At 63.3% G+C, this 26,637-nt stretch carries 23 protein-coding genes; 7 read left to right on the top strand and 16 right to left on the bottom strand.

Going from position 1 to position 26,637, the window contains the following annotated elements; all coding sequences use genetic code 11:
* Positions 1 to 88 precede the first annotated feature (88 nt).
* The 11 genes from NLM25_RS03870 to NLM25_RS03820 all read right to left on the bottom strand — a co-directional run bounded on the left by NLM25_RS03870 (position 89) and on the right by NLM25_RS03820 (position 11,580).
* Positions 89 to 949, bottom strand: a complete 861-nt coding sequence (locus NLM25_RS03870) for a hypothetical protein (RefSeq protein WP_254136095.1) — start codon at positions 947 to 949, stop codon at positions 89 to 91.
* Positions 949 to 1,548 (bottom strand): hypothetical protein, encoded by a 600-nt coding sequence (locus NLM25_RS03865; protein ID WP_254136094.1) that lies wholly within the window; start codon positions 1,546 to 1,548, stop codon positions 949 to 951. Before NLM25_RS03865 ends, NLM25_RS03870 begins: the two co-directional genes overlap by 1 nt.
* Positions 1,512 to 3,173, bottom strand: coding sequence for an HAD hydrolase-like protein (locus NLM25_RS03860; RefSeq protein ID WP_254136093.1), 1,662 nt, complete (start codon positions 3,171 to 3,173; stop codon positions 1,512 to 1,514). Before NLM25_RS03860 ends, NLM25_RS03865 begins: the two co-directional genes overlap by 37 nt.
* Before the next feature lie 58 nt (positions 3,174 to 3,231).
* Entirely contained in the window at positions 3,232 to 4,545 is a 1,314-nt protein-coding gene (locus tag NLM25_RS03855; protein ID WP_254136092.1) for a hypothetical protein, read from the bottom strand.
* Positions 4,546 to 4,556: 11 nt separating this feature from the next.
* A complete protein-coding gene (locus tag NLM25_RS03850) occupies positions 4,557 to 6,230 on the bottom strand; it encodes a S8 family peptidase (protein WP_254136091.1) in 1,674 nt (557 codons plus the stop codon).
* 260 nt (positions 6,231 to 6,490) lie between these two features.
* Positions 6,491 to 6,865 (bottom strand): hypothetical protein, encoded by a 375-nt coding sequence (locus tag NLM25_RS03845; RefSeq protein ID WP_254115330.1) that lies wholly within the window; start codon positions 6,863 to 6,865, stop codon positions 6,491 to 6,493.
* A gap of 369 nt (positions 6,866 to 7,234) precedes the next feature.
* The gene (locus NLM25_RS03840) at positions 7,235 to 7,927 is read right to left on the bottom strand and encodes an AprI/Inh family metalloprotease inhibitor (protein ID WP_254136090.1); all 693 of its coding nucleotides are present in this window, start codon (positions 7,925 to 7,927) and stop codon (positions 7,235 to 7,237) included.
* Positions 7,927 to 8,916, bottom strand: coding sequence for a 2-hydroxyacid dehydrogenase (locus NLM25_RS03835; RefSeq protein WP_254115328.1), 990 nt, complete (start codon positions 8,914 to 8,916; stop codon positions 7,927 to 7,929). The genes NLM25_RS03840 and NLM25_RS03835 overlap by 1 nt, the downstream gene beginning before the upstream one ends.
* Positions 8,916 to 9,734 (bottom strand): ABC transporter permease, encoded by an 819-nt coding sequence (locus NLM25_RS03830; RefSeq protein WP_254136089.1) that lies wholly within the window; start codon positions 9,732 to 9,734, stop codon positions 8,916 to 8,918. Before NLM25_RS03830 ends, NLM25_RS03835 begins: the two co-directional genes overlap by 1 nt.
* Positions 9,731 to 10,546, bottom strand: coding sequence for an ABC transporter ATP-binding protein (locus NLM25_RS03825; protein ID WP_254115326.1), 816 nt, complete (start codon positions 10,544 to 10,546; stop codon positions 9,731 to 9,733). Before NLM25_RS03825 ends, NLM25_RS03830 begins: the two co-directional genes overlap by 4 nt.
* An 11-nt stretch (positions 10,547 to 10,557) precedes the next feature.
* On the bottom strand, positions 10,558 to 11,580 hold the full coding sequence (locus tag NLM25_RS03820; RefSeq protein WP_254115325.1) for an ABC transporter substrate-binding protein: 1,023 nt from the start codon (positions 11,578 to 11,580) through the stop codon (positions 10,558 to 10,560).
* Positions 11,581 to 11,702: 122 nt separating this feature from the next.
* Between NLM25_RS03820 and NLM25_RS03815 the strand changes: the two genes are divergently transcribed.
* The 4 genes from NLM25_RS03815 (at position 11,703) to NLM25_RS03800 (ending at position 16,709) form a co-directional block, all read left to right on the top strand.
* Positions 11,703 to 12,515 carry a creatininase family protein gene (locus NLM25_RS03815; RefSeq protein ID WP_254136088.1) on the top strand — a complete coding sequence of 271 codons (813 nt, stop codon included), beginning with the start codon at positions 11,703 to 11,705 and terminating at the stop codon, positions 12,513 to 12,515.
* 139 nt (positions 12,516 to 12,654) lie between these two features.
* Entirely contained in the window at positions 12,655 to 12,918 is a 264-nt protein-coding gene (locus NLM25_RS03810) for a hypothetical protein (protein WP_254136087.1), read from the top strand.
* Between the two features lie 435 nt (positions 12,919 to 13,353).
* Positions 13,354 to 15,291, top strand: coding sequence for a carbohydrate porin (locus tag NLM25_RS03805; protein ID WP_254141107.1), 1,938 nt, complete (start codon positions 13,354 to 13,356; stop codon positions 15,289 to 15,291).
* Positions 15,292 to 15,413: 122 nt separating this feature from the next.
* Positions 15,414 to 16,709: a hemolysin family protein gene (locus NLM25_RS03800; protein ID WP_254136086.1), complete on the top strand. Its 1,296-nt coding sequence runs from the start codon at positions 15,414 to 15,416 to the stop codon at positions 16,707 to 16,709.
* Positions 16,710 to 16,807: 98 nt separating this feature from the next.
* Here the strand turns inward: NLM25_RS03800 and NLM25_RS03795 are convergent, their stop codons facing one another.
* The 3 genes from NLM25_RS03795 to NLM25_RS03785 all read right to left on the bottom strand — a co-directional run bounded on the left by NLM25_RS03795 (position 16,808) and on the right by NLM25_RS03785 (position 20,627).
* Positions 16,808 to 18,433 (bottom strand): FMN-binding glutamate synthase family protein, encoded by a 1,626-nt coding sequence (locus NLM25_RS03795; RefSeq protein WP_254141106.1) that lies wholly within the window; start codon positions 18,431 to 18,433, stop codon positions 16,808 to 16,810.
* A 202-nt stretch (positions 18,434 to 18,635) separates the two neighbouring features.
* Positions 18,636 to 19,547, bottom strand: a complete 912-nt coding sequence (locus tag NLM25_RS03790) for a patatin-like phospholipase family protein (RefSeq protein ID WP_375166807.1) — start codon at positions 19,545 to 19,547, stop codon at positions 18,636 to 18,638.
* Between the two features lie 306 nt (positions 19,548 to 19,853).
* Positions 19,854 to 20,627 carry a ferredoxin--NADP reductase gene (locus NLM25_RS03785; protein ID WP_254115321.1) on the bottom strand — a complete coding sequence of 258 codons (774 nt, stop codon included), beginning with the start codon at positions 20,625 to 20,627 and terminating at the stop codon, positions 19,854 to 19,856.
* A 388-nt stretch (positions 20,628 to 21,015) separates the two neighbouring features.
* On the opposite strand from NLM25_RS03785, the gene NLM25_RS03780 reads away from it, so the two are divergent.
* Positions 21,016 to 21,948, top strand: a complete 933-nt coding sequence (locus NLM25_RS03780) for a RimK family alpha-L-glutamate ligase (protein WP_254136085.1) — start codon at positions 21,016 to 21,018, stop codon at positions 21,946 to 21,948.
* Positions 21,949 to 22,145: 197 nt separating this feature from the next.
* Here NLM25_RS03780 and NLM25_RS03775 read toward each other — a convergent pair whose 3' ends face one another.
* On the bottom strand, positions 22,146 to 23,063 hold the full coding sequence (locus NLM25_RS03775) for an amino acid ABC transporter substrate-binding protein (protein ID WP_254136084.1): 918 nt from the start codon (positions 23,061 to 23,063) through the stop codon (positions 22,146 to 22,148).
* Positions 23,064 to 23,075: 12 nt separating this feature from the next.
* Positions 23,076 to 24,371 (bottom strand): dicarboxylate/amino acid:cation symporter, encoded by a 1,296-nt coding sequence (locus NLM25_RS03770; protein ID WP_254136083.1) that lies wholly within the window; start codon positions 24,369 to 24,371, stop codon positions 23,076 to 23,078.
* Between the two features lie 209 nt (positions 24,372 to 24,580).
* On the opposite strand from NLM25_RS03770, the gene NLM25_RS03765 reads away from it, so the two are divergent.
* Both NLM25_RS03765 and NLM25_RS03760 read left to right on the top strand, forming a co-directional pair.
* Entirely contained in the window at positions 24,581 to 25,576 is a 996-nt protein-coding gene (locus tag NLM25_RS03765; protein WP_254136082.1) for an NADP-dependent oxidoreductase, read from the top strand.
* Between the two features lie 236 nt (positions 25,577 to 25,812).
* Positions 25,813 to 26,619, top strand: a complete 807-nt coding sequence (locus tag NLM25_RS03760; protein ID WP_254136081.1) for a cysteine rich repeat-containing protein — start codon at positions 25,813 to 25,815, stop codon at positions 26,617 to 26,619.
* Positions 26,620 to 26,637: the final 18 nt, after the last annotated feature.

Below are 26,637 nucleotides of genomic sequence, written 5' to 3'. Positions count from 1 at the left end.
TCAGCCATCATAGACGCCGCTGGCCATTCAAACCAGAATAATCACCAATGGACGGTTGAATCGCCTCTCCTCAACGGAACAATGCCGGCTAACTAATTTGAGCCAGATGCCGCTCCAACGCCCTCATGTAACGGAGGGCGAGCCTGCGTGCATGCGCGATCTCCACGACAAAGCCTTGATCTCTGCAAGCGGCCTTGTGGTTCATCAGATCGACAAGCTCGGGAGAGCGAAGGACCGTTTGGTCGTACCAGGAGAAAAACTCGGAATTTGGAAGCTGATCGGCTTCACCCATGCCGAGCGTCCGGGCGTGATTCCGTGCCGTATTGGCTGCATAGGCGAAGCAACATTCGACGAAGTTGGCTTCATCCAGCGTGATGACGAAGGATCTGGCTTGCAAATCGGGCAGCAGCCATTCCGTCATCTCCACGGCACCGGCCTCGATCGCCTCGCATCGCTCGCGCAGCCCCTTTGGGCCGGTGATGAACTCGGCAAGCGTCGGCCGTGGGGGTGCCATGCGGGCCAAACGTCCCGGCTCGCGCTCGCAGATGTATTTTCGCCACGCCCAGCGCTTGAGCGGCGCCGCGGCGAGATAAAGCGACTCGGTGAAGACACCGAGATGAACCACAAGGACCGGCCGGCGCAGAATCGCAAGGGGCGGCTTATAGGGACCTTCGACAATACGCAGCTCGAAATCGATCGCTCGCGCGTGGCAGGCGTCCGTCCATCTTTCGCGCAGCGCCGCGATGGGCTGACCGGCGGCAGAATTCATCTCTGCAACGAAAACAAAGGCGTCGAAATCCACCATCAGTCCAGGCGTCGATGGATAATGACCGCTGGTGTTTCCAATGAAAGCCACGTCGACGCACGCCGGATGCATCGCGTAGGCACGAAGCCAGTCCTTGAGATCGGCGATCATGCCAATGAGCTCACTCCGCGCCGGCTCGGACATCACCATCTCCGCTGAGCGACGATGTCGTCGCCATCGGCGGCGCGACGAGTCTCGCTGCCGATAGAGACCGCGACCAGATCCTCGATTTGATCGACGAGTATGCTGTCGACATAGGCCGGCAACGCCTCGGCGGTGACCGCATCGAGATCCTCGTTGACTTTTCGGACCAGTTTGGCGACCTCCGGATCGGAATATGTCACGCTCAGGTTTTGCATCATCTCCGCTTTACGCCGCGCAGCGCTTCCGCCCGCCTGCTTGAGAATGACGACCGGAATCGACCGTGCCAGGGCCATGTTGATCTCGTTCAACGTCCCGGATTCTCCTTCCTCGCGCGATGGTCCGCCGATGGCGACGAGGATGTCGAGCTCGCTAACAAATCGTTCCCGCATGCGGCCAAAATCTCCGCCAGGAACGCCATCGTCCTCAGACACCACCACCGCGGGAGCGGTGCGGCTGAATTGGCTTCTGCCACGTTTGCGCAAGTAGAAGCGCGCCGTACTCGCATTTTCCTTGAAGGCCGCCTCGACCACGGGAACTCCCACTCCGGGGCCATGGCCGGATGTCACCCGGAAGTCGCGCCGTGCCAGAGCGCGTCCCATCCGCTCACATAGCGTCTCGATGCGGACGTCTTGATTGTTCCGTCTTCGAGGACACCATCCGGCACCAGCACGCGGTCCTCCTGCTTGGCGGTGCCGCTGAACCCCACAATCGGCCTGTTTGCGATCACGGCGATCTGCCGCACCCAGCGCTCGATGTCGGGATAGTCCTTGAAGAGGTGCGTCTCGATCCGCATGCGTCTCAGATTCTCGACATACATGGCCTCAACGATGCGGTCGGCAGGATGCTCAGCCGCCTTCACTAGAAGGTGGTGCCAGAAACGGGTACGTGGAACCGCCTTGGCCGCGCTGGACAGAAGGCGACGCAAGGCCGGGTCGGTGAAAGAGGTGCCGACGAACACCATGCAACTGCTGCGGTAATCGTCTTCGAACAAGCGCCATATCTCCCGGCGGTGGCGTTCAGCCAGATCGAACTGCTGCTCCAGGAAAACGATATCCCATTCGAGATCAATCGAGTATCTCGAGTTCTCGAAGTCTCCGTTCATCTTGACTATCAGGCGGCTGTTGGCAAAGTTGTCCAGCAGAGAGCCATCGTCCCTCACGACGGAGTGCGGGAAATTCCCGCTTGCCAGCGCGGCTTCGAACAACTGATCGTAGTTGGTGGTCCATATCCGGGACGCGCCCGACCGCATCATCGCATAGTGATAGGCATTCGGTCGCTTATTCTTGCGTTGCGCAAAGCTCTGCTTGAAGTGCTCATAGACATCCTGCGACCGCGCCGGTTCGGCGGCGACCAATTGAAGCAGTTGCGGCAGGCTGTAGGTCGTTTGACCCGCCCACAGGCTCATTTTCAACTTTTGCAGGATAGGAGAGTAATGATCATTCCAACCACCGATGCCAGATTGGACGGATACCCCGGCGCCGGCATAGAACACCAGTCGATCGACACGGATAGCGTCCTTCAGAGTAGATGGCATGTTCCGATGCGACCCGAGTTGTGGGGAAGGCGTGTCGCGAAGAACAGCCTCGAGATCGGCAACATTGCGTAGCAAGGCACGACAGCCGGTGTAGGCTCGACTGCTCGGCTCGCCCGTCCAGGCGGCGTGGTAGTAAGCGACGTCGGTGCCTTTGGTGACGTCGTAGTCGCGATCCGAATCGCCAATGTAGACCAGCTCATTCGGCGCGACGTTCAACTTCCTGGCCAGGGCCCGAACCGCCGCAGGATCCGGCTTTTGGCCCAACGGCGCATCCCTTCCCCAGATCTCATCGAGGGCGACGTGCAGACCGAGATGGGTTACCAGTTCGATGACATCGGCCGTCGCGCGCGAGGAGAGTATCGCGCATTTGATGTCACGCCCCCTGAGATTCTGAAGGAGCGGCTGAACCCCGCTGACGACCTTGCCCTGACGTTCACACGCCTTCAGCGTCGTGCGATAGAAGTCGCAGATTTCCGCAAGTTTCGGCGTCGCAGCGGGAAGGTCGGCGTAGGCAAGAGCGATCAATGCATTGGGACCGTAAAGCGGCAACGCATTGGCCACAATGTCAGGCCGTCCGACCGCCGCCTCATACTGATCGAAAGTCGTCGCCAGCGCCTTTTGGCTTGCGGCGCGGCCGTCGAAGATGGGCCCATCGAAATCAAAGATGACACCCCGCAGCGATATTGGCATGTGACACGCACCTTCGCGAAATGACTGTACGCAAAATGCTATGACCTCTCACGGCCGATCATGCCTGGATGACACTGGCCAGAAGTTTCCCGACGACCGCATTGGTGATGTTGTTGTGAGCGTCCGTTTCGCTGGTCTTGATGATGTATTGGTCGGCCAGGAACGTATTGATCTTGCCTCGCTTGGGCGCGAATATCTGGGTGACGTTGTCGGGCTCGCTGGCGCCCGGCTCGAGCTTCTGAGGCCCATTTGCACCCATCGCGCCGAACTCGTCGCTTGCATCTCCGACGCCCTGGGTGGTGTCACGGGAAAACCGCGATGCGATCGCATAGGCGAGCGTACAGGCAAGGTCGTTGTGGGTGTGCGTGAACACGATCGGGCCCGTGGGCTTGCCGACCACCTTCGGAAATGCCCCCGCGACCTGATGGGACAGGGCATTGTGGGAATAGGCACCCTGGAGGATCGTGAGCGAAAACAGCTCCAGGTTCGGAACCGCATCCCATCGATTGGCTGCCGCCGTGACCAATCGCCCACCAAAGCTGTGGCCGACCAGATGCAGCCGAATGGCATGCGAGGGCGTGAGCTTTCCAAGAACGTTGGCGGCGAGGCTGACGCCGACGACGCCAGCACGCTTTTTCATCTCATAATAGGTGAGCTGGTTGAGGAAGCGGCCGACGGCCGCGCGCGCGCCGTTGAAAAAGCCATGCACGGCGCTGCCGAGGCCCATGGCACTGCCGACTTTCGGGGTGAGCTTCAGCACGGGCGGCGTGGCAAGGCTGGCGAGCAGAAACTGTGCTTCGCTACGATCGGCGACGGCGCGCGCGATCCGGGTTGCGTCGCCCCGAAGTTCCTTGTCGGATGAACTCGCATCTATCTTCACTGCTGCTGCGGCTTGCTTGACAAGGTCACGGGAGGCGCCGGCATCCAACTGCTGGGCAGCAACGCGCGCGGCTGCGATCGTCTGCGTCGCAGACGGCCCCAGGAAAGCGGCGAAGTCCGTCAATAGCGCATCGAACTCCTGCTGCGACAAATCTGAAACCGGAGGGCCTCCGGAGGCGGACAGCGTGCCTTGCGTACCGACATCAGTTAGCGCCGCGGCATCGAAGTCGGTTTGAAAAGCCTTGGCTGGCCACAGCACGCCCGCGACAACGACCTTGTCCGCCCGGCCAGCCGGCAAATTGCTGCGGGCATTGGCCCAGAGTGTACCGTACAACTTGGTCGCATCGTTCCTGTCGTTCTTCCAGCCGTGGGACATCACCACCAGGTCCTCGATTCCCGGCTTGCTGAGCAGCGCCGTGAGCGGCCCTACGACGCCCGCATCAATGGCGCCATCCTCGTCAAACTCCAGCCAAATCGACGGAACATCACTCATGGGCGTCCTCCCTAGACGGACTGCAAAGCGCGCAGCAGATCGAGCAGACCGGCCCCCTGAAATTCGGGCCGCCGCTTGATGTTGGTCGCCGCCGCCACGAAGATTTCCTTCACCTGTTCGGGCCGCCCCAGGAATTCGTTGCGGACCGACAGGAAGGCCGCGATCGCCCCAGAGACGTGGGGAGCAGCCATGCTGGTTCCGGAATCCTCGCGAAACAATGCCTCAGTCGCGGCAGCGTTGTTCATCAAGGCGCAGGAGATAATGCGCTCGCCCGGCGCGACCAGATCGGGCTTCATCCGTCCGTCCGAGGTTGGGCCCTTGGCCGAGAAGAACGAAACGCCGAACGAGTGCGGCATGTCGCGATGGGTCGATCCCACGGTGATGGCAAGGTTCGCGTTGCCGGGATCCGCGATTGTGCCCATATGCGCCGCACGCTCGGCTGCCCCTGACTGGGTGTTGACGATACCGTACCCGCCATTGCCTGCGGCCACGACCACGCAAACCCCTGAGCGCACGAGGCGGTCGACCTCGACACAAAGAGGACTCTGCCCAGCCGCAAACCATTCGGGATCGAACGAATAGCCGAGACTGAGATTCACCCCGTGAATCTTCAGGCTCCGCCCGTTGTCGTTGCAGCGCTGAATGTAACCGAGCGCGGCCAGCAGATTGCTGAGATCGCCCGACTGGCCATTGGTCAGCACCTTCAGACTCACGAGCTTGCAGTCGCGCGCCAATCCCGCGATCGGCTTCTTGTACTCGACATCGACCTTGCTGACGTCACCGTTGCCGTCGCGGATCTGCGTCCTGATGCTCATCCTAGTGACTGCCGTAACAGTCCCCGGCACGTTGTCCTGCGTGCGGCAGGTCAGCCCTGCGATGATGCCGGCTACATGTGTGCCATGCCCGTCCTGATCGGTTAGGGCTGCGGCCTGAGACGTATCGGGATTCGGATGCTGCCCCGTAAAATCCTTATGCAGGAGTCCATCCGGTAGTTTGGTGGTTTCGAGCGACCGGAAATGCGGATGGGTTGCGTCAATTCCCGTATCTGCCACCGCCCAGACGATCCCCTTTCCGCTCGCCTGAAAGGTGTTGAGTGCCGCGTCGCACTTGATCGTTCGTACCGACTCATAGACGCAACGCGCAATCTCGTGATCCCGCCAGATCTTGTAAACTAGAGAAATCGGCTTCGTCGCCGCCGACGATGACTGAGCCGTGGGCGGCGATCGGGAACCGGTCACGTCCGGCAGCTTGCAATCCGAGAGCCTGCCGATCGTCTTGCTGGTGAGCTTTGCGAAAGCATAATTGTCCGTCCACATCGACTTCTCGATGTCGACGCTGTCGGCGGGCTCCAACAGGGCGATCAACGAGGAATCGAAGCGGGACGCAGCAGGTGCGAGCGCGGGCAGAAGGTTCATCTGGACAGAAGGGTCGGGCAAGCCTCGCGCCTTGCTGTAAGCCCATAGCAATGCAAGCCGGGCGCCACCGATTCCGCCCGGGAACCCTCGGTTAAATTCGATGATCACCTTGAATGTGGGCGGCTCCGCAGCAGCGGCCTTTGCGACCTTCCTGTTGGTGCGGCGATCCATGACGGCCAGCAGATCTGGCGCAATCGAAGTCTTGGTCAAGACTCGTCGTACATCGCCCGGATCAGCCTTTGTCGCGCCCGCCGGCTTCTTGCGCACCATACGGAACTGCTCCCGCATCCAGACACGTGCTCGCATCCCATCGGACGCGCGCGCTTTAAAATACATTAGGCTTCCGGCGCTTTGGCGACCGAAAGCAAACACCGCTTATAACAATTCGGATATCGGCATGTCGCCACGCGCAATATCTCGTCGCAACACACGCTACAATTGCACGAACGTCAGATCGATTCAATCCCGTTTTCGAGACCGTACGCTGCGGCGACAGGCAATTTGAATTCAGGACGGAACCGCGCCCGCCATCAGGAATCGATCCAGCGTTGCACGGCCTCGGCCGTGTCGGCCGGCGTGGTGTTGAAGCAGATCGCGGCGTCAGGCGCCAGGCGGTGGACGAGGTTGAGCACCTTCTCGAACAGCAGCAGGCGCTCCTTCGGCTCGCGCAGGCCCGCGCCGATCACGATGCAGTCGAAGCTCTCCTCGCGCAGCGCCGCCGTGACGCCGGCTTCCGCGGTGACGTCGAGATCGATCAGGCAGCTCGTGACCTCGTAGCCGAGATCGCGCAGGCGCAGCAATTGCGCCTCGATGTAATCGCGCACCAGCTCCGGCGTGAGCTGCGGGAACGCGCTGTAGTCCGCATTGCCGGGTTCGATGCCGATCGCGAGGATGCGCTTGGCCATGCAGGGCTCCTTGCCGGACCGTCTGCGTCGTTAACGGACGGACAACCATGCCGGTTCCCTCGCCGGCGGTTCGCGCGATGAAGGCCACGGCTACGGTCCGGCCGCGCCGCCCATTTTCCCGCTGAAGCTGTAAGCCAGTTCACATGTCCCAGCCCGGCAACCTGCCACATTTGCGGGAGATCGCGCTGGAGTCACGCGCTGATCACAGCGCCCGGCCCATATCTGGCTTGCTACGAAATTTCGATTATTCATCAATTTTCGGGAGCGGGAAATGGTCTCATTCGAGAGTCTGAAAGGCGAGTACCAGCGCAATTGGGCCAATCTCGAGATCCGGCCTGCACGCCTCGCCGATGCGAACGAGGCGGGCGCCTACTGACGCAGCATGATCAGGGGATCGGCGGTATCGGGGACGCGCCGCCACTGCGCGTTGTCGTCGGCCTCGAACTGCCAGACCTCGCCCGATTTCGACATCAGGACGATCTGACCGCGCTCGAGCCGCCATTGCGCCGGATTGAATTGCGCAATCACCGGATCGCATTTCGGCTTGAGGAAGACCTGGAAATTGTCCGGGCTCGCCTCGGTGTTGGTCAGCGTCAGCCCGCACACCGGCTGGCCGTTGCCGCGCACCATCGACCAGTCCCCGATCATCTGGTCCATCGACTTGGCCATCGAGCGGGCGGCGGCGAGATCCTGGAGGATGTAGACGCCCTCGCCCTGGCGCAGGCCCTCGAAGATCCCGGCCTCGACCTCGGTGAAGTCGATCACCGCTTCACCGGTCGCGTCCTGCAAACGAACGATGTCGAGGCCCTTGACGCTCCAGGCCACGATATCCTTCGTGAAGGGCAGCGCGGTCTTGCAGGCCGGCTCCAGCTCCAGCTTGAACGCCTGCCCCGCGGCGTCAGCTTTGAGCGTGACGACACAGGTCTTGCTGCGCTCGGTGGTCGACAGCTCCCACTGCCCGGGCATCTCCTTCTTCAGGGTCGTCGCATCCTGCGCCAGCGCAGGGCCGATCGCGGCCAAACAGGCCGCGACGGCGAATGCAACGACCCGAAGACCAGACATCAGCGCCCCTTGAACGGCGTTTCGGCGACAGGCGTCAACGGCGCCTTGCCGGCGAACCAGGACTTGAGGTTGTCGACCACGAGCTGATCCATCGCGTTGCGCGTCACCACCGATGCCGACCCGATATGCGGCAGCAGCACGACGTTCTGCATGGCCTTGAGCTCGTCCGGCACGGTCGGCTCGGCCGCGAACACGTCGAGGCCGGCGGCCAGGATGGTGCCGGACTTGAGCGCCTGCACCAGCGCCTGCTCGTCGACCACCGAGCCGCGCGCCACGTTGACCAGCACGCCACGGGGGCCGAGCGCCTTCAGCACCTCGGCATTGATCATCTTGTTGGTGCTGGCGCCGCCGGGCACGATCACCATCAGCGTATCCACCGCCTTCGCCATCTCGATCAGATCGGGATAGTGCTTGTAGGAGACGTCCTTGGACGGATTGCGGGAGTGGTAGACCACCGGCACCAGCGAGGCATCGAGCCGGCGCGCGATGGCCTGGCCGATGCGGCCCATGCCGACGATGCCGACCTTGCGGTCGCGCAGCGAGCCGACGCTGAGCGGATAGTTCTGGGTCTGCCAGAGGCCCGAGCGCACGTAACGGTCGGCCTTGATGAATTCGCGCACCGTCGAGATCAGAAGACCCATCGCGACGTCGGCGACCTCCTCGGTCAGCACGTCGGGCGTGTTGGTGACGATGATGTTGTGCTCGGCCGCGTATTTGGCGTCGATGTGGTCGTAGCCGACACCAAAGCTCGCCACCATCTCGATCTTCGGCAGTTGCGACAGCGACTCCTTGTCGGCGCGCACGGTGTGATAGGTCACCGCCACGCCGCGGATCTTTTCGCGGATCGCCGGCGTCAACCGCTCGAGATCGCCCCGCGTCTCCGCCTTGTGCACGACGAAATGATCGGAAAAACCGTTGTCGAGGATCGGCCGCACCGGTCCATAAATCAGAAGATCGATCTTTTCGGACGAAATCGAAGCGGCAGTCATCAGTTGTCCTTTCCAAGCGCGCTCTCGTGCCAGCGCCGTAAAACGAGGTGGGAAACTAGCGCCAGCACCCCATAGATGACAATCCCGGCCAGCGACAACAAAAGCAGCGCTGCGAACATGCGGGGTATGTTCAATCGATAGCCGGATTCGGCGATCCTGTAGGCGAGCCCGGAGCCGGCGCCGGCGGTGCCGGCCGCGATTTCGGCCACGACCGCGCCGATCAGCGACAGGCCGCCGGCAATCCGCAGGCCGCCGAGGATATAGGGCAGCGCCGCCGGCAGCTTCAGAAAGCGCAGGGTCTGTGGCGGCGAGGCGCCGTAGAGCTGGAACAGGCCGGCAAGGTTGCGATCGACCGAATTGAGCCCCAGCGTGGTGTTGGACAGCACCGGGAAAAAGGCGACGATGAAGGCGCAGACCACGACCGCGGTCTGCTGCTCCAGATAGATCAGCAGCAGCGGTGCAATCGCGATGACAGGCGTGACCTGAAGGATCACGGCATAGGGGAATAGCGAATATTCCACCCATTTCGACTGGTTGAACAGCAGCGCCAGCGCGATGCCGCCGATGCTGGCGGCGACAAAGCCCTCGAGCGTGGTCAGAAGCGTGGCGGCGAGCGATTGTGACAGAACCGACCAGTCCTTGATCAATGTCAGGACGATGACGGAGGGCGCCGGCAAAACGTAAGGCGGGATGTCCTTGATGCGGACCACTAATTCCCAGGCGAGGAGACCAGCCGCGAACACGATGACGGGCAGCACGAAGCGCATCGCGCGTTGCGCGCCTGATGGTTTTGCGGTGACGGCAGCTGGCGCGTTCATAGCGTCGACTGCCCCGAATAGGACGGCGCCAGCGCGGCCGACACGCGGCGGCAATAATCGGAATAGGCGGCCGAGGTGCGAAACTCCTCAGCCCGCGGCTCGACCGTCTCTATGCGGATGTCGGCCTGGATGCGGCCGGGCCGCGCCGTCATGACCACGACGCGCTGCGACAAATAAACGGATTCGAACACCGAATGGGTGACGAAGATGACGGTCTTGCCAAGGCTGCGCCACAGCGCGAGCAGATCGTTGTTGAGGCGGAAGCGCGTGATCTCGTCGAGCGCCGCGAACGGCTCGTCCATCAGGAGGATGTCTGGATCGGTGACGAGCGCGCGCGCCAGCGACACCCGCATCTTCATGCCGCCGGAGAGCTCGCGCGGATATGCCTCGGCGAAATCGGCGAGCCCGACGCTCGCCAGCGCCGCGTCGGCACGCGCACGCGCGTCCGCCTTCGGCACACCTGCGAGCCTCAGGGGCAACCGCACGTTCTCGCGCACGCTGGTCCAGGGCATCAGGGTCGGCTCCTGAAACACGAAGCCGATGCCGTGGCCCGGCTGCGGCACGCCCTCGTGACGCGCCAGCCGCACAGTGCCTGACGACGGCGCACTGAGCTCCGCGATGATGCGCAGCGCCGTCGACTTGCCGCAACCGGACGGGCCGAGCAGCGAAATGAACTCGCCCTTGCGCACGGCAAGATCGAGCGGGCCGAGCGCCATGACGCCGTTGTCATAGGCCTTCGTCACGCCGCGCAGGCTGACAGCCAAGGCCGTCAGGCCGGTCTCGACTCCGGCCGGAGTTTTGATCGGTGACATCGACCTTGCGTTTACGGCTTGCTGGGGCGCAGCTCGACGCCGACGCCCTTGTTGACGAAGCGCAGGGTGTAGGATTTGCGGAAATCGAGATCGGGCTTCACGACGCCGGCCTTCACCATCTTGTTGAAGAAGGAGCTGTAGCGATCGTCGCTCATCGCGCCGATACCGTTTTTCAGCGACTCGCCGGAATCGACGATGCCGTATTCCTTCATCTTGGCGACGGAATAGGCGAGCAGCTCGTCGGTCATCTCCGGATTGAGCTTCTTGATCATGGCGTTGCCCGCGGAATTGTCGCGGTAGATGTAGTTGTACCAGCCGATCATCGAGGCATCGACGAAGCGCTGCACCAGGTCGGGCTTCTTCTCGACCACGTCGCGGCGGGTCTCGATCAGGGTCGAATAGGTGTTGAAGCCGGAATCGGCGAGCAGCAGCACGTTCGGCTTGAAGCCCGCGGCTTTCTCGACGGCGAAGGGCTCGGAGGTGACGTAGCCTTGCATCGCGCTCTTGGGGTTGGCGATGAAGGGCTGCGGATTGAAATTATAGGGACGGACGTTCTTCTCGCTGAAACCGTATTCGGACTTCAGCCACTGGAAGTAGCTGGTCATGCCCTCCTTGGAGACGAACAGCGTCAGCGGCTTGAGGTCCTCAATTTTGGCGACCTTGGCATCGGGCTGCGTCAGCATCACCTGCGGATCCTTCTGGAAGACCGCGGCAATCGTGACGACGGGGACGTTGTTGGCCACCGCGTCGAACGACATCAGCGTGTTCGCGGCCATGAAGAAATCGATCTTGCCGGCGATCAGCAGCATCCGGTTGTTCTCGTTCGGACCGCCGGGAACGATGGTGACGTCGAGCCCATACTTCTTGTAGGTCCCGTCGGCGACCGCCTGGAAGAAGCCGCCATGTTCGGCCTCGGCGACCCAATTGGTGCCGAAGGTGACCTTGTCCAGCGTCTCGGCACGCACAGGCAGGGCCGCGAGAGATGCGGCCACCAGGGCCCCCGTTAACGCTCGCCGCAGATGGATGGGGCGCATGATTGGACTCCGTCGATCGTTCCGGCCCATGATAAACAAGAAATTTCGGGAGACGCGGCCGGCCGAGCAGCGTCCCCCGAAGAACTCCAAATTACGTTACAAATCGGCGCAAAGAAACCTCGATGAATTCGTCTCCGCCCCGCGACTGGGCCGACATCAACTGGAGCGCGACCGCGCCCTCGGAACCCTCGCGCTGGATCGCGGTGCTGCCGCTGGCGGCGACCGAGCAGCACGGGCCGCATCTGCCGCTCGCGACCGACGTGCTGATCGCGGACGCCTATCTCGCGCGCGTGCGCGAGCTGTTGCCCGCGGATGTTCCGGCGACGTTCCTGCCCATCGAACCGGTCGGGATTTCCACCGAGCATATCGACTATCCGGGCACGCAAACGCTGCCGACTGACGCCGCGCTCAAGCGATGGACAGGGATCGGCGGGGACATCGCGCGCCGCGGAATGAAGAAGCTCGTCATCATCACCAGCCATGGCGGCAACAGCGCGGCCATGATGCTGGTCGCGCAGGATCTTCGCGCGCATCACAGGCTATTCGTGGTGACGACGTCGTGGTCGCGGCTGTCGGGCGCGGAGAAACTGTTCCCGGCGGATGAAGTGCGCCACGGCATTCACGGCGGCGCGGTCGAAACCTCGATCATGCTGGCACGCTATCCCGATCAGGTGCGCGTTGATGCGATCGCGGATTTTCCCGCGAGCAGCATCGCGATGGAGAAGCAATATCGCTGGCTGTCGACGCAGCGGCCCGCACCGTTCGCCTGGCAGGCGCAGGATCTCCACGCCAGCGGCGCAATCGGGAATGCGACGCTCGCCGTCCCCGAGAAGGGCGAGCAGCTGCTTGATCAGGGCGCGACGGCCTTCTGCGAGCTGCTGGCTGAAGTCGATAACTTCGACGTGAGCAGGCTCGCCAAAGGGCCTCTCGGTTAGCTCGCATCATCCTGAAATCATTCAGGAATGACCCGGATTCGGGGGCCGCATTTCGCGCCTTCGAACCGGACGCGAAGAGCCTCCGTCCAATTGGGCACGCGGGCCACAACGGACCGCCTCAACCCGGATGGAGTTTCACATGTCGATCAAGACCAGGATTGCCGCCGTCGCTCTCGCTGCCCTCGCCGTCACCGGCAGCATCGTGTCCACCACCTCCTCGGCCGAAGCCAAGCAGCCGGGCTGGGTCTGGGGTGTGGGTGCCGGCATCGCCACCGCCGCCGTCGTCGGCTCCGCGGTCGCCGCCAGCAACGACCCCTATTATTACGGCTATCACCGCTGCGGCTGGGTCGCCCAGTACAACGCCTTCGGCCAGTACGTTGGCCGCGTTCGCACCTGCTACTGATCTGAGTACCTGAGGCCGATCTCACACGTGGATCCTGCGTCCGACACGGGCGCCTCATCCACCCCGTGTCGTGCCCCCGACCCCGCCCGGATGTCCCCCCGGGCGGGGTCATCCATTTTGGGCAGCGGGACATTGTTGCAGCCCCGTCACACAGCGATGCGAACCATTCTCCGCGGCAATCCGCGCCAGTTGCTATTGCGAATTAATCGCAATAAGGTTCGCAACAAGCTCAGGGGCTTGGGAAGAAGTCGCGTCGAATCGAGATCGTCTGGTCCGAACGCGGGAGCAACCAACTCCTGGTGACAGAGTCGCCGCGAATCGGCTGGGGTATCGCGGCGGGTGGAACACATCTGCGTTTTGGGGGCGTGCGTTTTGATTTTGAGAGGTCACCGTTACAGGTACTTGCGGACGGCCGCGGCGATTGCCTCGGGCGTGATGGCTCTTCCTGCCGCCGGCCGCGCGGCCGATCTGCCGCTGAAGGCCCCGGCGCTGAAAGCGGTCTATGACTGGACCGGCCTCTATATCGGCGCGCATGCTGGCTACAGCCTTGGGTCGTCGCGCTTTGCGCTGAATGACGGCGCCGCGGTCAACGACAGCGGCGTCTTCAGCGGCATGATCGGCGGCGTGCAGGCCGGCTACAATTACCGGCTCAACTCCGGCTGGCTCGTCGGCGTCGAAGGCGATTTCTCGTTTCCCAACTACATCACCTCGAACTCGATCGTCTCCTTCCTGGCAACGCCCGCTCACACCGTCACCCAGCAATGGGATTACACCGCGAGCGTGCGCGGCCGCGTCGGCTACACCAGCGGACCGTGGCTGGTCTACGCCACCGGCGGCTTTGCATGGATGGGCGAGCGCTATTTCGACACGCCGGCCTCCGGCGCAGATGTCCCGAAAATCCTGAACACGCGGCCCGGCTGGGTCGCAGGTGCCGGCATCGAATACGGCTTCGCGCCGCATTGGAGCGCGCGGCTCGAATATCTCTACAGCCGGTTCGACGGCGCGAACGTCGCCTTCTCCACGGGCGCCCAATACACCTCCTCCTCGCTCGACTTCCAGCAGGTCAGGCTCGGCCTCAACCGCAAGGTCGATTGGCCGGGCATGCCGAGCTACAACCCGAAGAGCTCCCTGATCGACACGGAATCGGATCGCTGGGAGATTCACGGCCAGAGCACCTATCTGCCGCAAGGCTATCCGTCGTTCCCCGCCCTCTACAGCGGAACGAACTCGCTCTCACCGTCGGCGCAGGCCAAGGCGACCTGGAGCAACAGCCTGTTCCTGAACGCACGACTGTGGGACGGCGGCGAGGTCTATTACAATCCCGAACTGCTCCAGGGATTTGGACTGAACGACACCGTCGGCGCCGCCGGCTTCCCCAACGGCGAAGCGCAGAAATCCAACTTCCCCTATCCGCATTACAACACCTCGCGCCTGTTCGTGCGCCAGACGTTCGGCTTCGGCGGCGAGCAGGAGGAGCTTGCGAGCGGCCAGCTGCAGCTCGGACAGAAGGTCGACATTTCCAGGCTCACGGTGCAGGCCGGCAAGTTCGCGGCGATCGACGTGTTCGACGGCAATGCCTATGCCAAGGACACCCGCAAGGACTTCATGAACTGGTCGCTGTGGGCACCGGGCGCCTTCGACTATTCCGCCGACAAGGTCGGTCTCACCTACGGCGTCACCGCCGAGCTCAACCAGAAGCAATGGGCGCTGCGCGGCGGCTATTTCCTGATGGTCGCGGAGCCCAACTCGAATCATTTCGACACCAGGATCGGGGAGCGCGGCCAGTATGCGCTCGAGCTGGAGACGCGGTTCTCGCTGTTCGGCCAGCCCGGCAAGCTCAGGACCATGGGCTGGGTCGACAGCGCCAACATGGGCAGCTTCCGCGAGACGCTGGACAATCCCGCGCTCAATCTCGACATCGCGCAGACCCGGCGCGGCCGTCTGAAGTATGGCTATGTGCTCAACCTCGAACAGGCGATCACGGACGATGTCGGACTGTTCGGCCGCTGGAGCTGGAACGATGGCCGTTTCGAAACGCTCGCCTTCACCGACATCAACAGCAGCCTGGCCGGCGGTCTTTCGATCAAGGGCACGAAATGGGGCCGGCCCGACGACGTGATCGGCATCGGCGGCGCCATCAATGCCATCTCGCAGGACTACCGCGACTTCCTGGCCGCCGGCGGCCTCGGCGTGCTGGTCGGCGACGGCGCGCTGAACTATCGCAAGGAGCGCATCCTCGAAACCTACTACGCCTATGCGCTGAACAAGGCGCTGACCTTCACCGCCGACTACCAGCTCATCGTCAACCCGGCCTACAACGCCGACCGCGGACCGGTGTCGGTATTCTCGGGGCGGCTGCACGGCGAGTTCTGAGCATCGCAAGCAAGGTTCCGGTGCGGCAATTTGGTTGGAACCGGCAAATTGCCCATCGAGTTCATATATAAGGGGCTTGGTCCGGCGCTCGCCGGGTCAGGTGCCCCTTCTGCTTGCGCAAAATGTTGTCCGTCGAAATCATTATCGTCGTCGTTCTGATCGTCATTAACGGCCTGTTGTCCATGTCCGAGCTGGCCGTGGTCTCGTCCCGCCCGGCCCGGTTGTCGCTGCTTGCCGCCAAGGGGGTGCGCGGCGCCGAGCGGGCGCTGACGCTCGCGGCCGATCCTGGAAAGTTCCTCTCGACGGTGCAGATCGGCATCACGCTGGTCGGCGTGCTCTCTGGCGCGTTCTCCGGCGCGACGCTCGGACAGCGGCTGACGCAATGGCTGGTCGAGCTTGGCCTGTCTGCGGGGATTGCCGACATCGTCGGCGTCGGCATCGTGGTCACGCTCATCACCTACGCGACGCTGATCGTCGGCGAGCTGGTGCCGAAGCAGGTGGCGCTGCGCGACCCCGAGAGCATCGCGGTCAGGGTCGCCCCCGCGATGCACATGCTGGCGCGGGTCTCGCTGCCGCTCGTCTTCCTGCTCGACCTCTCCGGCAAGCTGATCCTCACGCTGCTCGGCCGCGGCGGCAAGGCCGAAGAGAAGGTGTCGGAGGACGAGATCCATCATCTGGTCAGCGAGGCCGAGAGCGCGGGCGTGCTCGAGTCCGGCGAAAAGGAGATGATCGCCGGCGTCATGCGGCTCGGCGACCGGCCGGTCGGCGCGATCATGACGCCGCGCACGGAGGTCAACGAGATCGACCTGAACGATACACCGGAGGCCATTCACGAGATCATCGTAAAGAGCCCGCATTCGCGCTTTCCCGTCTCCGACGGCGATCGCGACAAACCGATCGGCGTGCTCCAGGCCAAGGATTTGCTGATCGCCTATATGAGCCAACGCACCCCGGACCTGCGTGCGCTCGTGCGCGAGGCACCCGGCATCCCGGCGTCGGCGGACGCGCGCGATGTGCTGGCCATCCTGAAAGCAGCACCGGTTCACGTCGGGTTGGTCTACGATGAATACGGCGCCTTCGAAGGCATGGTGACCGCCGCCGACATCCTCGAATCGATCGTCGGCGCCTTCCATTCCGAGGAGGGACCGCCGGAGCCGGCCTATGTCAAACGCGCCGACTCGTCGCTCCTGATCGCCGGCTGGATGCCGGTCGACGAGTTCGGCGAGCTGCTCGGCATCGAGCTCCCGCCGCACCGCTACAACACGGTGGCGGGCCTCGTGCTGCAACAATTCAGCGTGCTGCCCAATGTCGGCGATGCCTTCGACTTCGCCGGCTGGCACATCGAGGTCGTCGATCTCGACGGGCGGAGGATCGACAAGATTCTGGCGAGCCAGCTGGGCGAGGTGGAGACGGGTTGAGCGCCGTCTTTTCCTTCTCCCCTTACTCGGGGAGAGGGTGCACCCGATGAAATTACGGCGCCGCAAGGCGCGGCGGGATCATGTGGCGGAACTGCGCCTTACAGCGCCGGCTGGAACGTCGCTGCCTGCGCCATCCGCCAGGCATCGCGGAAGCGCGGATCTTCCGTGCCTTCGAGCAACTCGCCCGGGCGCAGCGCCGGATAGAGCTGCGCGAAGGATTTGACGTCCGTCGTCGAGGTGCGCTGGGTGAAGTGGATCGGGCGCAGCTGCCGCGGATGTTCGAGACCGGCCGCGGCGATCAGTTCGGTCAGCGAGTGCAGCGTGGCGTGGTGATAATTGTGCACCCGGTCGATCTTGAGCGGCACATAGAGCGCACGCGCACGCGTCGGGTCCTGCGTTGCAACGCCGGTCGGGCAGCGGTCGGTGTGGCAGCTCAGCGACTGGATGCAACCGAGCGAGAACATGAAGCCGCGCGCCGAATTGCACCAGTCGGCGCCGATCGCCATCGCGCGCGCCATGTCGAAGGCGGTCGCGATCTTGCCGGAGGCGCCGATCTTGATGCGGTCGCGCGCATTGATGCCGACCAGCGCGTTATGGACGAAACTAACGCCCTCGCGCATCGGCATGCCCAGATGGTCCATGAACTCCAGCGGCGCCGCGCCGGTGCCGCCTTCATTGCCGTCGACGACGATGAAGTCCGGATAGATGCCGGTCTCCAGCATCGCCTTGCAGATCGCGAGGAATTCCCAGGGATGGCCGATGCACAGCTTGAAGCCCGCCGGCTTGCCGCCGGAGAGGCGGCGCATCTCGGCGATGAACTGAACCATGCCTATCGGCGTGGAGAAGGCGCGATGCGAGGCCGGCGAGATGCAGTCCTCGCCCATCGCGACGCCGCGGATCTTGGAAATCTCCGCCGAGACTTTTGCCGCGGGCAGCACGCCGCCATGGCCGGGCTTGGCGCCCTGGCTGATCTTGAGCTCGACCATCTTGATCTGGTCCTGGCTCGCGACCCGCGTGAACGCCTCCGGATCGAACGTGCCGTCGAGATGACGGCAGCCGAAATAGCCGGAGCCGATCTCCCAGATGATGTCGCCGCCCATCTCGCGGTGATAGGGGCTGAAGCCGCCCTCCCCGGTGTCATGCGCGAAGCCGCCCTTCTTTGCGCCGGCATTGAGCGCGCGCACGGCGTTCGGGCTGAGCGCGCCAAAGCTCATCGCGGAGATGTTGAACACCGAGGCGGAATAGGGCTTCGCGCACTCCGGTCCACCGATCATAACGCGGAACTTCTCTTCGGCATGCGCCTTCGGCGCGACCGAATGGTGCATCCACTCGTAGCCCTCGCGGTAGACGTCCTCCTGGGTGCCGAACGGACGCTTGTCGAGCTCCATCTTGGCGCGCTGATAGACCACCGCGCGGATGTCGCGCGAGAACGGCATGCCGTCCTTCTCGCTCTCGAAGAAGTACTGCCGCATCTCCGGGCGGATTTCTTCCAGCAGGAAGCGGATATGCGCCGAGATCGGGTAGTTGCGCAGAACCGCATGGCCCTTCTGCATGAGGTCGCGGACACCAAGCAGCGTCAGGGCGCCAAAGATCAGGATCGGGATCAGCAGGATGTCGAAGATCTTGCGGTCGGCGATGCCGATGCCGATCAGCAGCGCGGTGACCACCGCGCAGATCGTCAGCACGATGAAACGTGGCGAGAACGGCAGCAGCAGGATTTCCATCAGCCCTTCGGGCGAAGCTTGCGTCTTGTTATCGTTGGCCACCACCACATCCCTCTCGTCAATCTGACGGGGCATGATACGCCCGCGCCACGTCCACAGATATGACGCGGACCTGTCTTGAAGCTACCGAATCCGGATGCCGCAAATCAATCCATCCGGCGGCGGGCTTTTGCAGTGCAATAGCTTCAAGCGAAATGACGAATCAGTGACCATGAGGCTGCGCCTCGTGCGGAATGACGCCGTGCTGATCGAGGCCGCCTCGCGCCAGCCAGGCATCGGTGCTCGCGACCGCGCGCTCGATATGGTCGTCGGAGCGCGAGAAATCGTAAGGAGATCCCACCAGCGGACAGAGCGGCGGCACCACGACATATTCAATGTCGGAGGCCAGTCCTTCGAGCTCCGCCACCAATTGCCGCGCGATCAGCAGTGTCAGCGCATGCAGGGCATTGGCAACCGCGCCCACCGGCGGATCCTTGACCGCGCAGGCGTGCCCGGTCGGCAGCACGACCAGCCGTTTTGCGCCTTTCCGGATCGCGACCCGGACCGGAGTGTTCGAGGAGATCGCACCGTCGGCGAGGAAATGACCATTGTAGCGGACTGGCGTGAAGGCGCCGGGGATCGCGGTGGACGCCAGGATCGCCTCCACCGCCGACCCCTCCGACAGCACCACGCTCTCGCCGGAGACGAAATCGGTGGTGACGATATGCACCGGCAGCGCGGCATCCTCGAGGTTGCGATAGGGCAGATGGTCCTCGACCAGCCTGCGGATGCCGTCATGGGGAATCAGGAAATCGCGCCGCCACATGAATCCGGCGAGGCTTCGCCAGGTGACCGGGAAAACATCATGACGCCTCAGCCCGCGCCAGACCGCTTCAAGCCCGAGCACGCCCTTGAGCGAGGGATCGCCGGCATAATAGGCGCCGTTGATCGCGCCGACGCTGGAGCCGACCACGAGATCAGCGACGACCCCGTGCCGCGCCAGCGAGTGCATCATCCCGACCTGGATTGCCCCGAAGCTGCCGCCGCCCGCCAGCACGAAGGCAGTCGGTCTCGGCGGACCATGATCGATCACGGACAAGATCTGCGCAGCTCCCCTGCTCTCGCATTGCAACATCGCGGCGAGATTTTGGCGCGAGCTTATAACAAGGGGTGCGCGAGACGCGCCAATAACAAAGTCGGGGGAGGATGGTGAGGGGGTGAGAGGGTGAGTGTGGCGCGAGATGCCCGTCACACCACTCGTGTCGTCCCCGCGAAGGCGGGGACCCATAACCACAGGGAGAGGTTATGGCACGCGCTGATAACTACGAGCCTTCGCCAAGCCACGTCCCGTGGTTATGGGTCCGGGGCTCGCGCTACGCGCGCCCCGGGACGACGCCGATGTTGTGGCTAAAGGCGTCGCGCCCTAAAGCGCGAGCAGCGCTTACCGCTCGACGAACGCCTTCTCGATCACGAAATGGCCGGGCTTGTTGCCGGAGCCTTCGATGAAATCGCGGCCTTCGAACATCACCTTCAGCTCTTCGAGCATCGCCGGGCTGCCGCACATCATGATGCGGTCGGTGGCGATGTCGAGCGGACCCTGGCCGATATCGTTGAATATCTGCTCGGAGTTGATGAGGTCGGTGATGCGGCCGCGGTTCTTGAACGGCTCGCGGGTCACGGTCGGGTAGTAGATGAGCTTGTCCGCGAGCAGCTCGCCGAACAGCTCGTCCTCGCGCAAATTCGCGACGAGCTTCTCGCCATAGGCGAGCTCGGAGACCTGGCGGCAGCCATGCACCAGCACGATGCTCTCGAACTGGTCGTAGACCTCGGGGTCCTTGATCAGGCTGGCGAAGGGCGCGAGGCCCGTGCCGGTCGAGAGCAGCATCAGCCGCTTGCCGGGGATGAGGTTGTCGGTGATCAGCGTGCCGGTCGCCTTGCGGCCGACCAGGATGGTGTCGCCTTCCTTGATCTTCTGGAGGCGCGAGGTCAGCGGGCCGTCCTGAACCTTGATCGAGAAGAACTCGAGCTCTTCCTCGTGGTTGGCACTCGCCATGCTGTAGGCGCGCAGCAGCGGACGGCCCTCGACCTCGAGGCCGATCATCGCGAACTGGCCGTTCTGGAAGCGGAAGCCGGTATCGCGCGTGGCGCGGAAGCTGAACAGCGTGTCGGTCCAGTGCTGGACGGAAAGAACCTTCTCTCGGTAAAACGCGCTCATGATTTTCGATATTCCGAATAATTGCGGTTTTAGGGCAAAAGCGCAGCCCGGCCCCTGAAAGCGGGGCGGACACCATTGCCATGGCGGAGGATTTCGCGTGTGTCATCTACGCCATTGAGGCCAATAATCAACCTCGTTCCGGATGCAATTGATGCCGGTCAAACCGGCATTTGCGGCGGAAATGGTCACATCATTAATGAATCCGCTGCCGGGCGCGCGCGGAGGGCAATTTCTTTTCCCTTTCAGGCGCGATCGGAGCACTTAATTTCCATCGCGCTCGCGAGAATTTCATTAAGAATAGCTCTGATTTTCACCCCGGTTTGGCGCCGTTTCCCGCATTTTTGCGGCTTTTGGCGACAGCAATGACTGAAACGAGCGACCGAAGCACATGACGGCAACCGGCGAGCGGATCTTCGTCCAGGCGATCAGGCGCTATTGCGCGAGCCATGGCATCGCGCTCGATGTCCGCTCCGGTGGCTGGCTGCTCGCGATGAGCGGGCACGGGAAGCGCCATTTCGCGTTCGGCTACGACGTCGGCCTCAACAGCGCCATCGCGCACCGCCTCGCCAACGACAAATCGGCCACTGCCGAGGTGCTGGCGCTCGAGGGTGTGCCCTGCATTCCCCATCGCCTCTTCCTCAACCCGAGCATGGGCGCGCACGTTGCCGGCCCCGACTGGCAGCAGGCGATGCTGATGCTGCTCGCCCAGAATCCGCAAGGCGTGGTGGTGAAACCGAACGAGGGCACGTCCGGACGCGCGGTGTTCAAGGTGACGAACCGGAACGAGCTCGATCGCGCCGTGACCGAGGTGTTTTCCTCGAGCCTAGGCCTCGTTATCGCGCCCTATGTCGAGATCGAGGACGAGGTCCGCGTCATCCTGCTCGATGACAAGCCGATGACCGTCTATCGCAAGGAACGGCCGCAGGTTGTTGGCGATGGCTTTCGCACATTGCGTGAGCTGGCGAGTGAGGCAGGACATGACAGGCAGCTTCGCGAGCTCACTGCGCAGAAGGTGAACGCGATTGTCCCGAACGGCGAGCACCGTATCCTGAACTGGCGGCACAATCTCGACGCAGGTGCGCGGCCGGTGCTCATGGAGCACGGCGAGGTCCGAGCGATTTGCGCGCAACTCGCCGTCGAAGCCGCCGCCGCCATCGGCATCACTTTCGCATCGATTGACGTCGTCCGTGTCGACGACGCCTGGCGGGTGCTGGAGGTCAATTCCGGCGTGATGATGGAAGCGCTGGCGAAGCTGCATCCGGAGCTGGTGCAGGCGACGTATGATGCCGCGCTGGATCGGGTGTTTGCTGAAGCAAGCTGAGCGCCAAGTGCGCGGTGCAATCCTTCTCCCCTTGTGGGTTCTTAAGAACGCCGAAGCGAAAGCTTCGGCTATGGCGCCGGATGAGGGGTTCTCTCCACTCGCAAGACTGCTCGTGGGGATAGATACCCCTCACCCGGCTTCGCTTTCGCGAAGCCACCCTCTCCCACAAGGGGGAGAGGGTGCACCAAACTCGCGGCTCAATTATTCGCGCTCGCGGAATCGTCCATGGCCTTGAAAGCCTCTTCCAGCTGCAGCGAGATCGGCACGTTCAGGCGTTCGCCGGTCGGAAGCCGCGCGATGAACCATTTGTTGTAGAGCGGGATGAGGTCCTGGTTGGAGCCGAGCTTGCGGAAGGTGCGGTCGACCACCGCAGAGAGTTGCGGCTCGCCCTTCCTGAACATGATGCCGTAGGGGTCGTAGGACAGATAGTCGCCGGTGACGCGGAACTTGTCCTGCGCCTTGTGGCGCGCGATCAGGCCGGAGAGCAGGATGTCGTCGGTCGCGAACGCATCGGCCTTGCCGTCGGCGAGCATCTGGTACGACTGCTCGTGGTCGGGCGAGGCAACGATGTTCAGCCCCAGCGATGACTTCTTGTCGGCAGCCTGGATCGCCTGCTCGTTGGTGGTGCCCTTCGTCACCACCACGGTCTTACCCTTCAAATCGGTCAACGACTGGACTTTCGACGCCTTCGGCACCATCAGCTTGGTGCCGGCGACGAATATCAGCGGCGAGAACGCGACGCGCTTGCCGCGCTCGGCATTGGCGGTGGTCGAGCCGCATTCGAGGTCGATCTTGTTCTGCAGCACGGCGTCGATGCGGTCGTCCGAGGTGACCTTGACGTAGTCGATCTTCAGATTGGGGTCGTCGACCTCGACGCCGATCTCCTCGACGATGGCCTCGCAGAGCTCGAGGCTGTAGCCGATCGGGCGACCCGACTGGTCGAGGAAGGAGAACGGCGGCGAGCTTTCGCGGTAGCCGAGCCGCACGGTGTGTCTGCTCTTGATGGCCGACAGCGTTGGGCTAAGCCCCTCGCTACCAGTCTGAGCGGAAGCGCCGGTTACCAGCAGACACGCCGCCAGCAACAGGCCGCCCGATATCGCCGTTGAAAGGCGCATGATGCACCTCCGTCAATGGCCGGCCATCGCGGGCACTTCGCCCGGCACCATGTCCGGCGTCGACGCTTCGCCAGGGCCAAGCTCGTGCTCGGGCCCGAGCTCGCCTTCCCACTTCGCGACCACTGCGGTCGCGAGCGAGTTGCCGATCACGTTGGTGGCGCTGCGTCCCATGTCGAGGAAGGTGTCGATGCCCATGATCATCAGCAGGCCCGCCTCGGGGATGCCGAACTGCGACAGCGTCGAGGCGATCACCACGAGGGAGGCGCGCGGCACGCCGGCAACGCCCTTGGAGGTGATCATCAGGGTCGCGAGCATCGCAAGCTGCGTCGCGAGCGACATCTCGATGTGATAGGTCTGCGCGATGAAGATGCTCGCGAAGGTGCAATACATCATCGTGCCGTCGAGGTTGAAGGAATAGCCGAGCGGCAGCACGAAGCTCGAGATCCGCGACGAGGCGCCGAACTTCGTCAGTCCCTCCAGCGTCTTCGGGTAGGCGGCCTCCGAGCTCGCGGTAGAGAACGCGATCATCAGCGGCTCGCGGATCAGCCGCAGGAGATGGCTGTAACGCGGCCCGATCACGACGAAGCCGACGACCATCAGGATGATCCACAGGATCGCAAGCGCGAGATAGAAGCCGCCCATGAAGACGACGAGCTTCCACAGCACACCGAGGCCGTTCTTGGCCACGGTGGCGGTGATGGCGGCCCACACCGCCAGCGGCGCGAACAGCATCACATAGCTCGTCACCTTGAGCATGATGTGGGCGACATCGTCGATCATCGCCAGGATCGGCTTGGAACGTTCGGGCATCGAGCCCATCGCCACCGAGAAGAACACGGCGAAGATCACGATCTGGAGGATCTCGTTCTGCGCCATCGCGTCCGCGATCGAGGTCGGGATCAGATGGGTGAGGAATTTCTCGATCGAGAAGGCCGAGACCGGCAGTCCCGTCGATTGCCCCGCCTGAGGCAGCGTGCCGGGGAAGTTCGCGCCGGGCTGGAGCAGATTGACCATCACGAGGCCGAGCAGCAGCGACACGAAAGAGGCGCTGACGAACCAGCCCATGGTCTTGGCGAAGATGCGCCCAAGCCGCGAACCGCTTCCCATATGCGCGATGCCGCCGACCAGGGTCGCGAACACCAGCGGCGCGATGATCATCTTGATCAGGCGCAGGAACATCATGGCGATCAGGTTGATGGAGGACGCCCATTCGGCGCGCGTGTCGGGCAGGAAGTTGAAGATCGCCGCCCCCATGACGATGCCCAGCACCATCGCGGCCAGAATGTATTGCGTGAACCTGTTCGACATTGAAGACCCCCACACTACCGGCCGCTTCATGATGTCGCAGATATGACAGCGACGCAACACGCTTCGCGAGCATTCGTGTTGCGGGATGTTCCCGTTGCGAAACACAGGCGCAAGATCTAGCCTTCATGCAGCGCACAACGAATGCGGCTTGCACGTTTTGTTTGCGGCACCTGCATCAATAATTGTCAAACAAACGAGGAGGAAACGTCATGAGCGGCAGCATCAATCGCCAGATTCTTCTGGTGGAAAAGCCCAGTGGCAAACTTGGCCCCGAGCACTTCAAGATGGTGGAGGGCGCGATGCCTGAGCCGAAGGACGGCGAGGCCTTGCTGCATGTGCGTTACATCTCGCTCGACGCCGCCAACCGTGCCTGGATGCATGGCGCGACCTATCGTTCCGCGGTCGAGGCCAACAGCGTGATGGCCGGCGGCGCCATCGCCGAGGTCGTCAGCTCGAAGGCGCCGGGGTTAGCTGCCGGCGACATCGTGTTCGGCGACACCGGCTGGCAGGAATATGCCGCGGTGCCCGCAAAGCATTTGACGAAAATGCCTAAGCTCGAACCGATGACGCATCTGCTCAGCGTGTTCGGCATCGCCGGCCTCACCGCCTATTTCGGCCTGCTCGAGGTCGGCAAGCCGAAGGAGGGCGAGACGGTCGTGGTCTCCGCGGGCTCGGTCGGCTCGATCGTCGGGCAGATCGCCAAGATCAGGGGATGTCGCGTGGTCGGCATCGCCGGTGGCGCCGACAAGTGCAACTGGCTGACCTCCGAACTCGGCTTCGATGCCGCGGTCGACTACAAGGACGGTGCGGTATTCAAGGCCCTGCGCGCCGCGGCGCCCAAGGGCATCGACGTCTATTTCGACAATGTCGGCGGCGACATTCTCGAAGCCTGCCTGCCGCAGATGAACAATTACGGCCGCATCGCCTGCTGCGGTGCGATCTCGCAATATGACGGTGCGCCCTCCGCGCACGGCCCGCGCGGCGTGCCCGGCCTGATCGTGGTGAAGCGGCTCGTCATGCAGGGCTTCATCGTGATGGACTACATGAAGGAGAGCCAGCGCGCGCTCGCCGAGCTGCAAGGCTGGGTGAAATCCGGCAAGCTGAAGGTGCAGGAAGACATCATCGACGGATTGCAGAACACGCCGAAGGCGCTGATCGGATTGCTGGCGGGAGAGAACCGCGGCAAGCGCATGGTGAAGCTCTGACGACGTAGCATTTGAGCATGATCTTCGCGCAAACGCGTGCCGCGTTTGCGCGAGGGAAAACCGCTGCACAATTTTCGGGATGATGCTCTGGTTACGTCGCAATTGGCACGGTATTATCTACTTGCGGTAGAGGTCGAAGCGGCCAATGATGCTGCACGCGGCATCACCCGCGACGATTGCTTGCATCACATTTGAAAAATCGTCGGCGTTACCGACAGGGCAGGAATTCAACCCAAATGCTCAACATTTTGAAACATGCATCGACACGTGGCGCGTTGTTGGCAGCGGCGCTGTTCGCAACTGCAACAGGCGCATCCGCGCAATCCCCGACCGAGGCCCAGAAGAGCGCCATCCGCTCCGCATGCCGCTCGGACTTCATGGCGCACTGCTCGAGCGTCACGCCCGGCGGCGTGGAAGCGTATCAATGTCTCCAGAAGAACATGTCCAGCCTGTCCTCGGGATGCCAGACCGCGGTTCGCGCGGTCGAGCCCGCTGCGGCGCCGAAGACTGAAGCTGCGCCCGCCAAATCTGAACCGGCCAAGACGGAAGCTGCGCCGGTCGCCCAGCCGAAGCCGGCTGCTGCCGCTCCGAAGGCCGCTGCCGCCAAGCAGCCGAGCAGCGCGCAGATCGCCGCGGTCAAGAGCGCGTGCCGCGCCGATTATCCCAAGGTGTGCGCCAGCGTGCCGCCGGGCGGCGCCCCCGCCCTCGAATGCCTGGAGAAGAACAAGGCAAAGGTTTCGCCGGCCTGCGAGAAGGCCGTGACCGCCGCGGCCGGCGGTGGCAGCGCGGCAGCGGCAACAGCGCCCGCAGGGGCGGCTCCTGCGGCCGCAGCACCGGCGGCCGCGCCGGCTGTCATCGTGCTGCGCCCGCTGCGGCCGCGCGAAGAGCTGTTCATCGTCCGGTCCGCCTGCGGCGCCGACATCCGCACGCTCTGCGCCGGCGTCGCGCCCGGCGGCGGCCGCATCGTGCAATGCGTCGCCAGCAATGCCGCCTCGCTGTCGCCCGCGTGCAAGGACGTGCTGGCACCGTTCGCTGCGCGATAAGGCAGCGCGGGGCTACGC

This window comes from Bradyrhizobium sp. CCGB01, from assembly GCF_024199795.1.
Lineage (GTDB): Bacteria > Pseudomonadota > Alphaproteobacteria > Rhizobiales > Xanthobacteraceae > Bradyrhizobium.
This window is presented reverse-complemented; position numbering and strand designations above follow the sequence as displayed.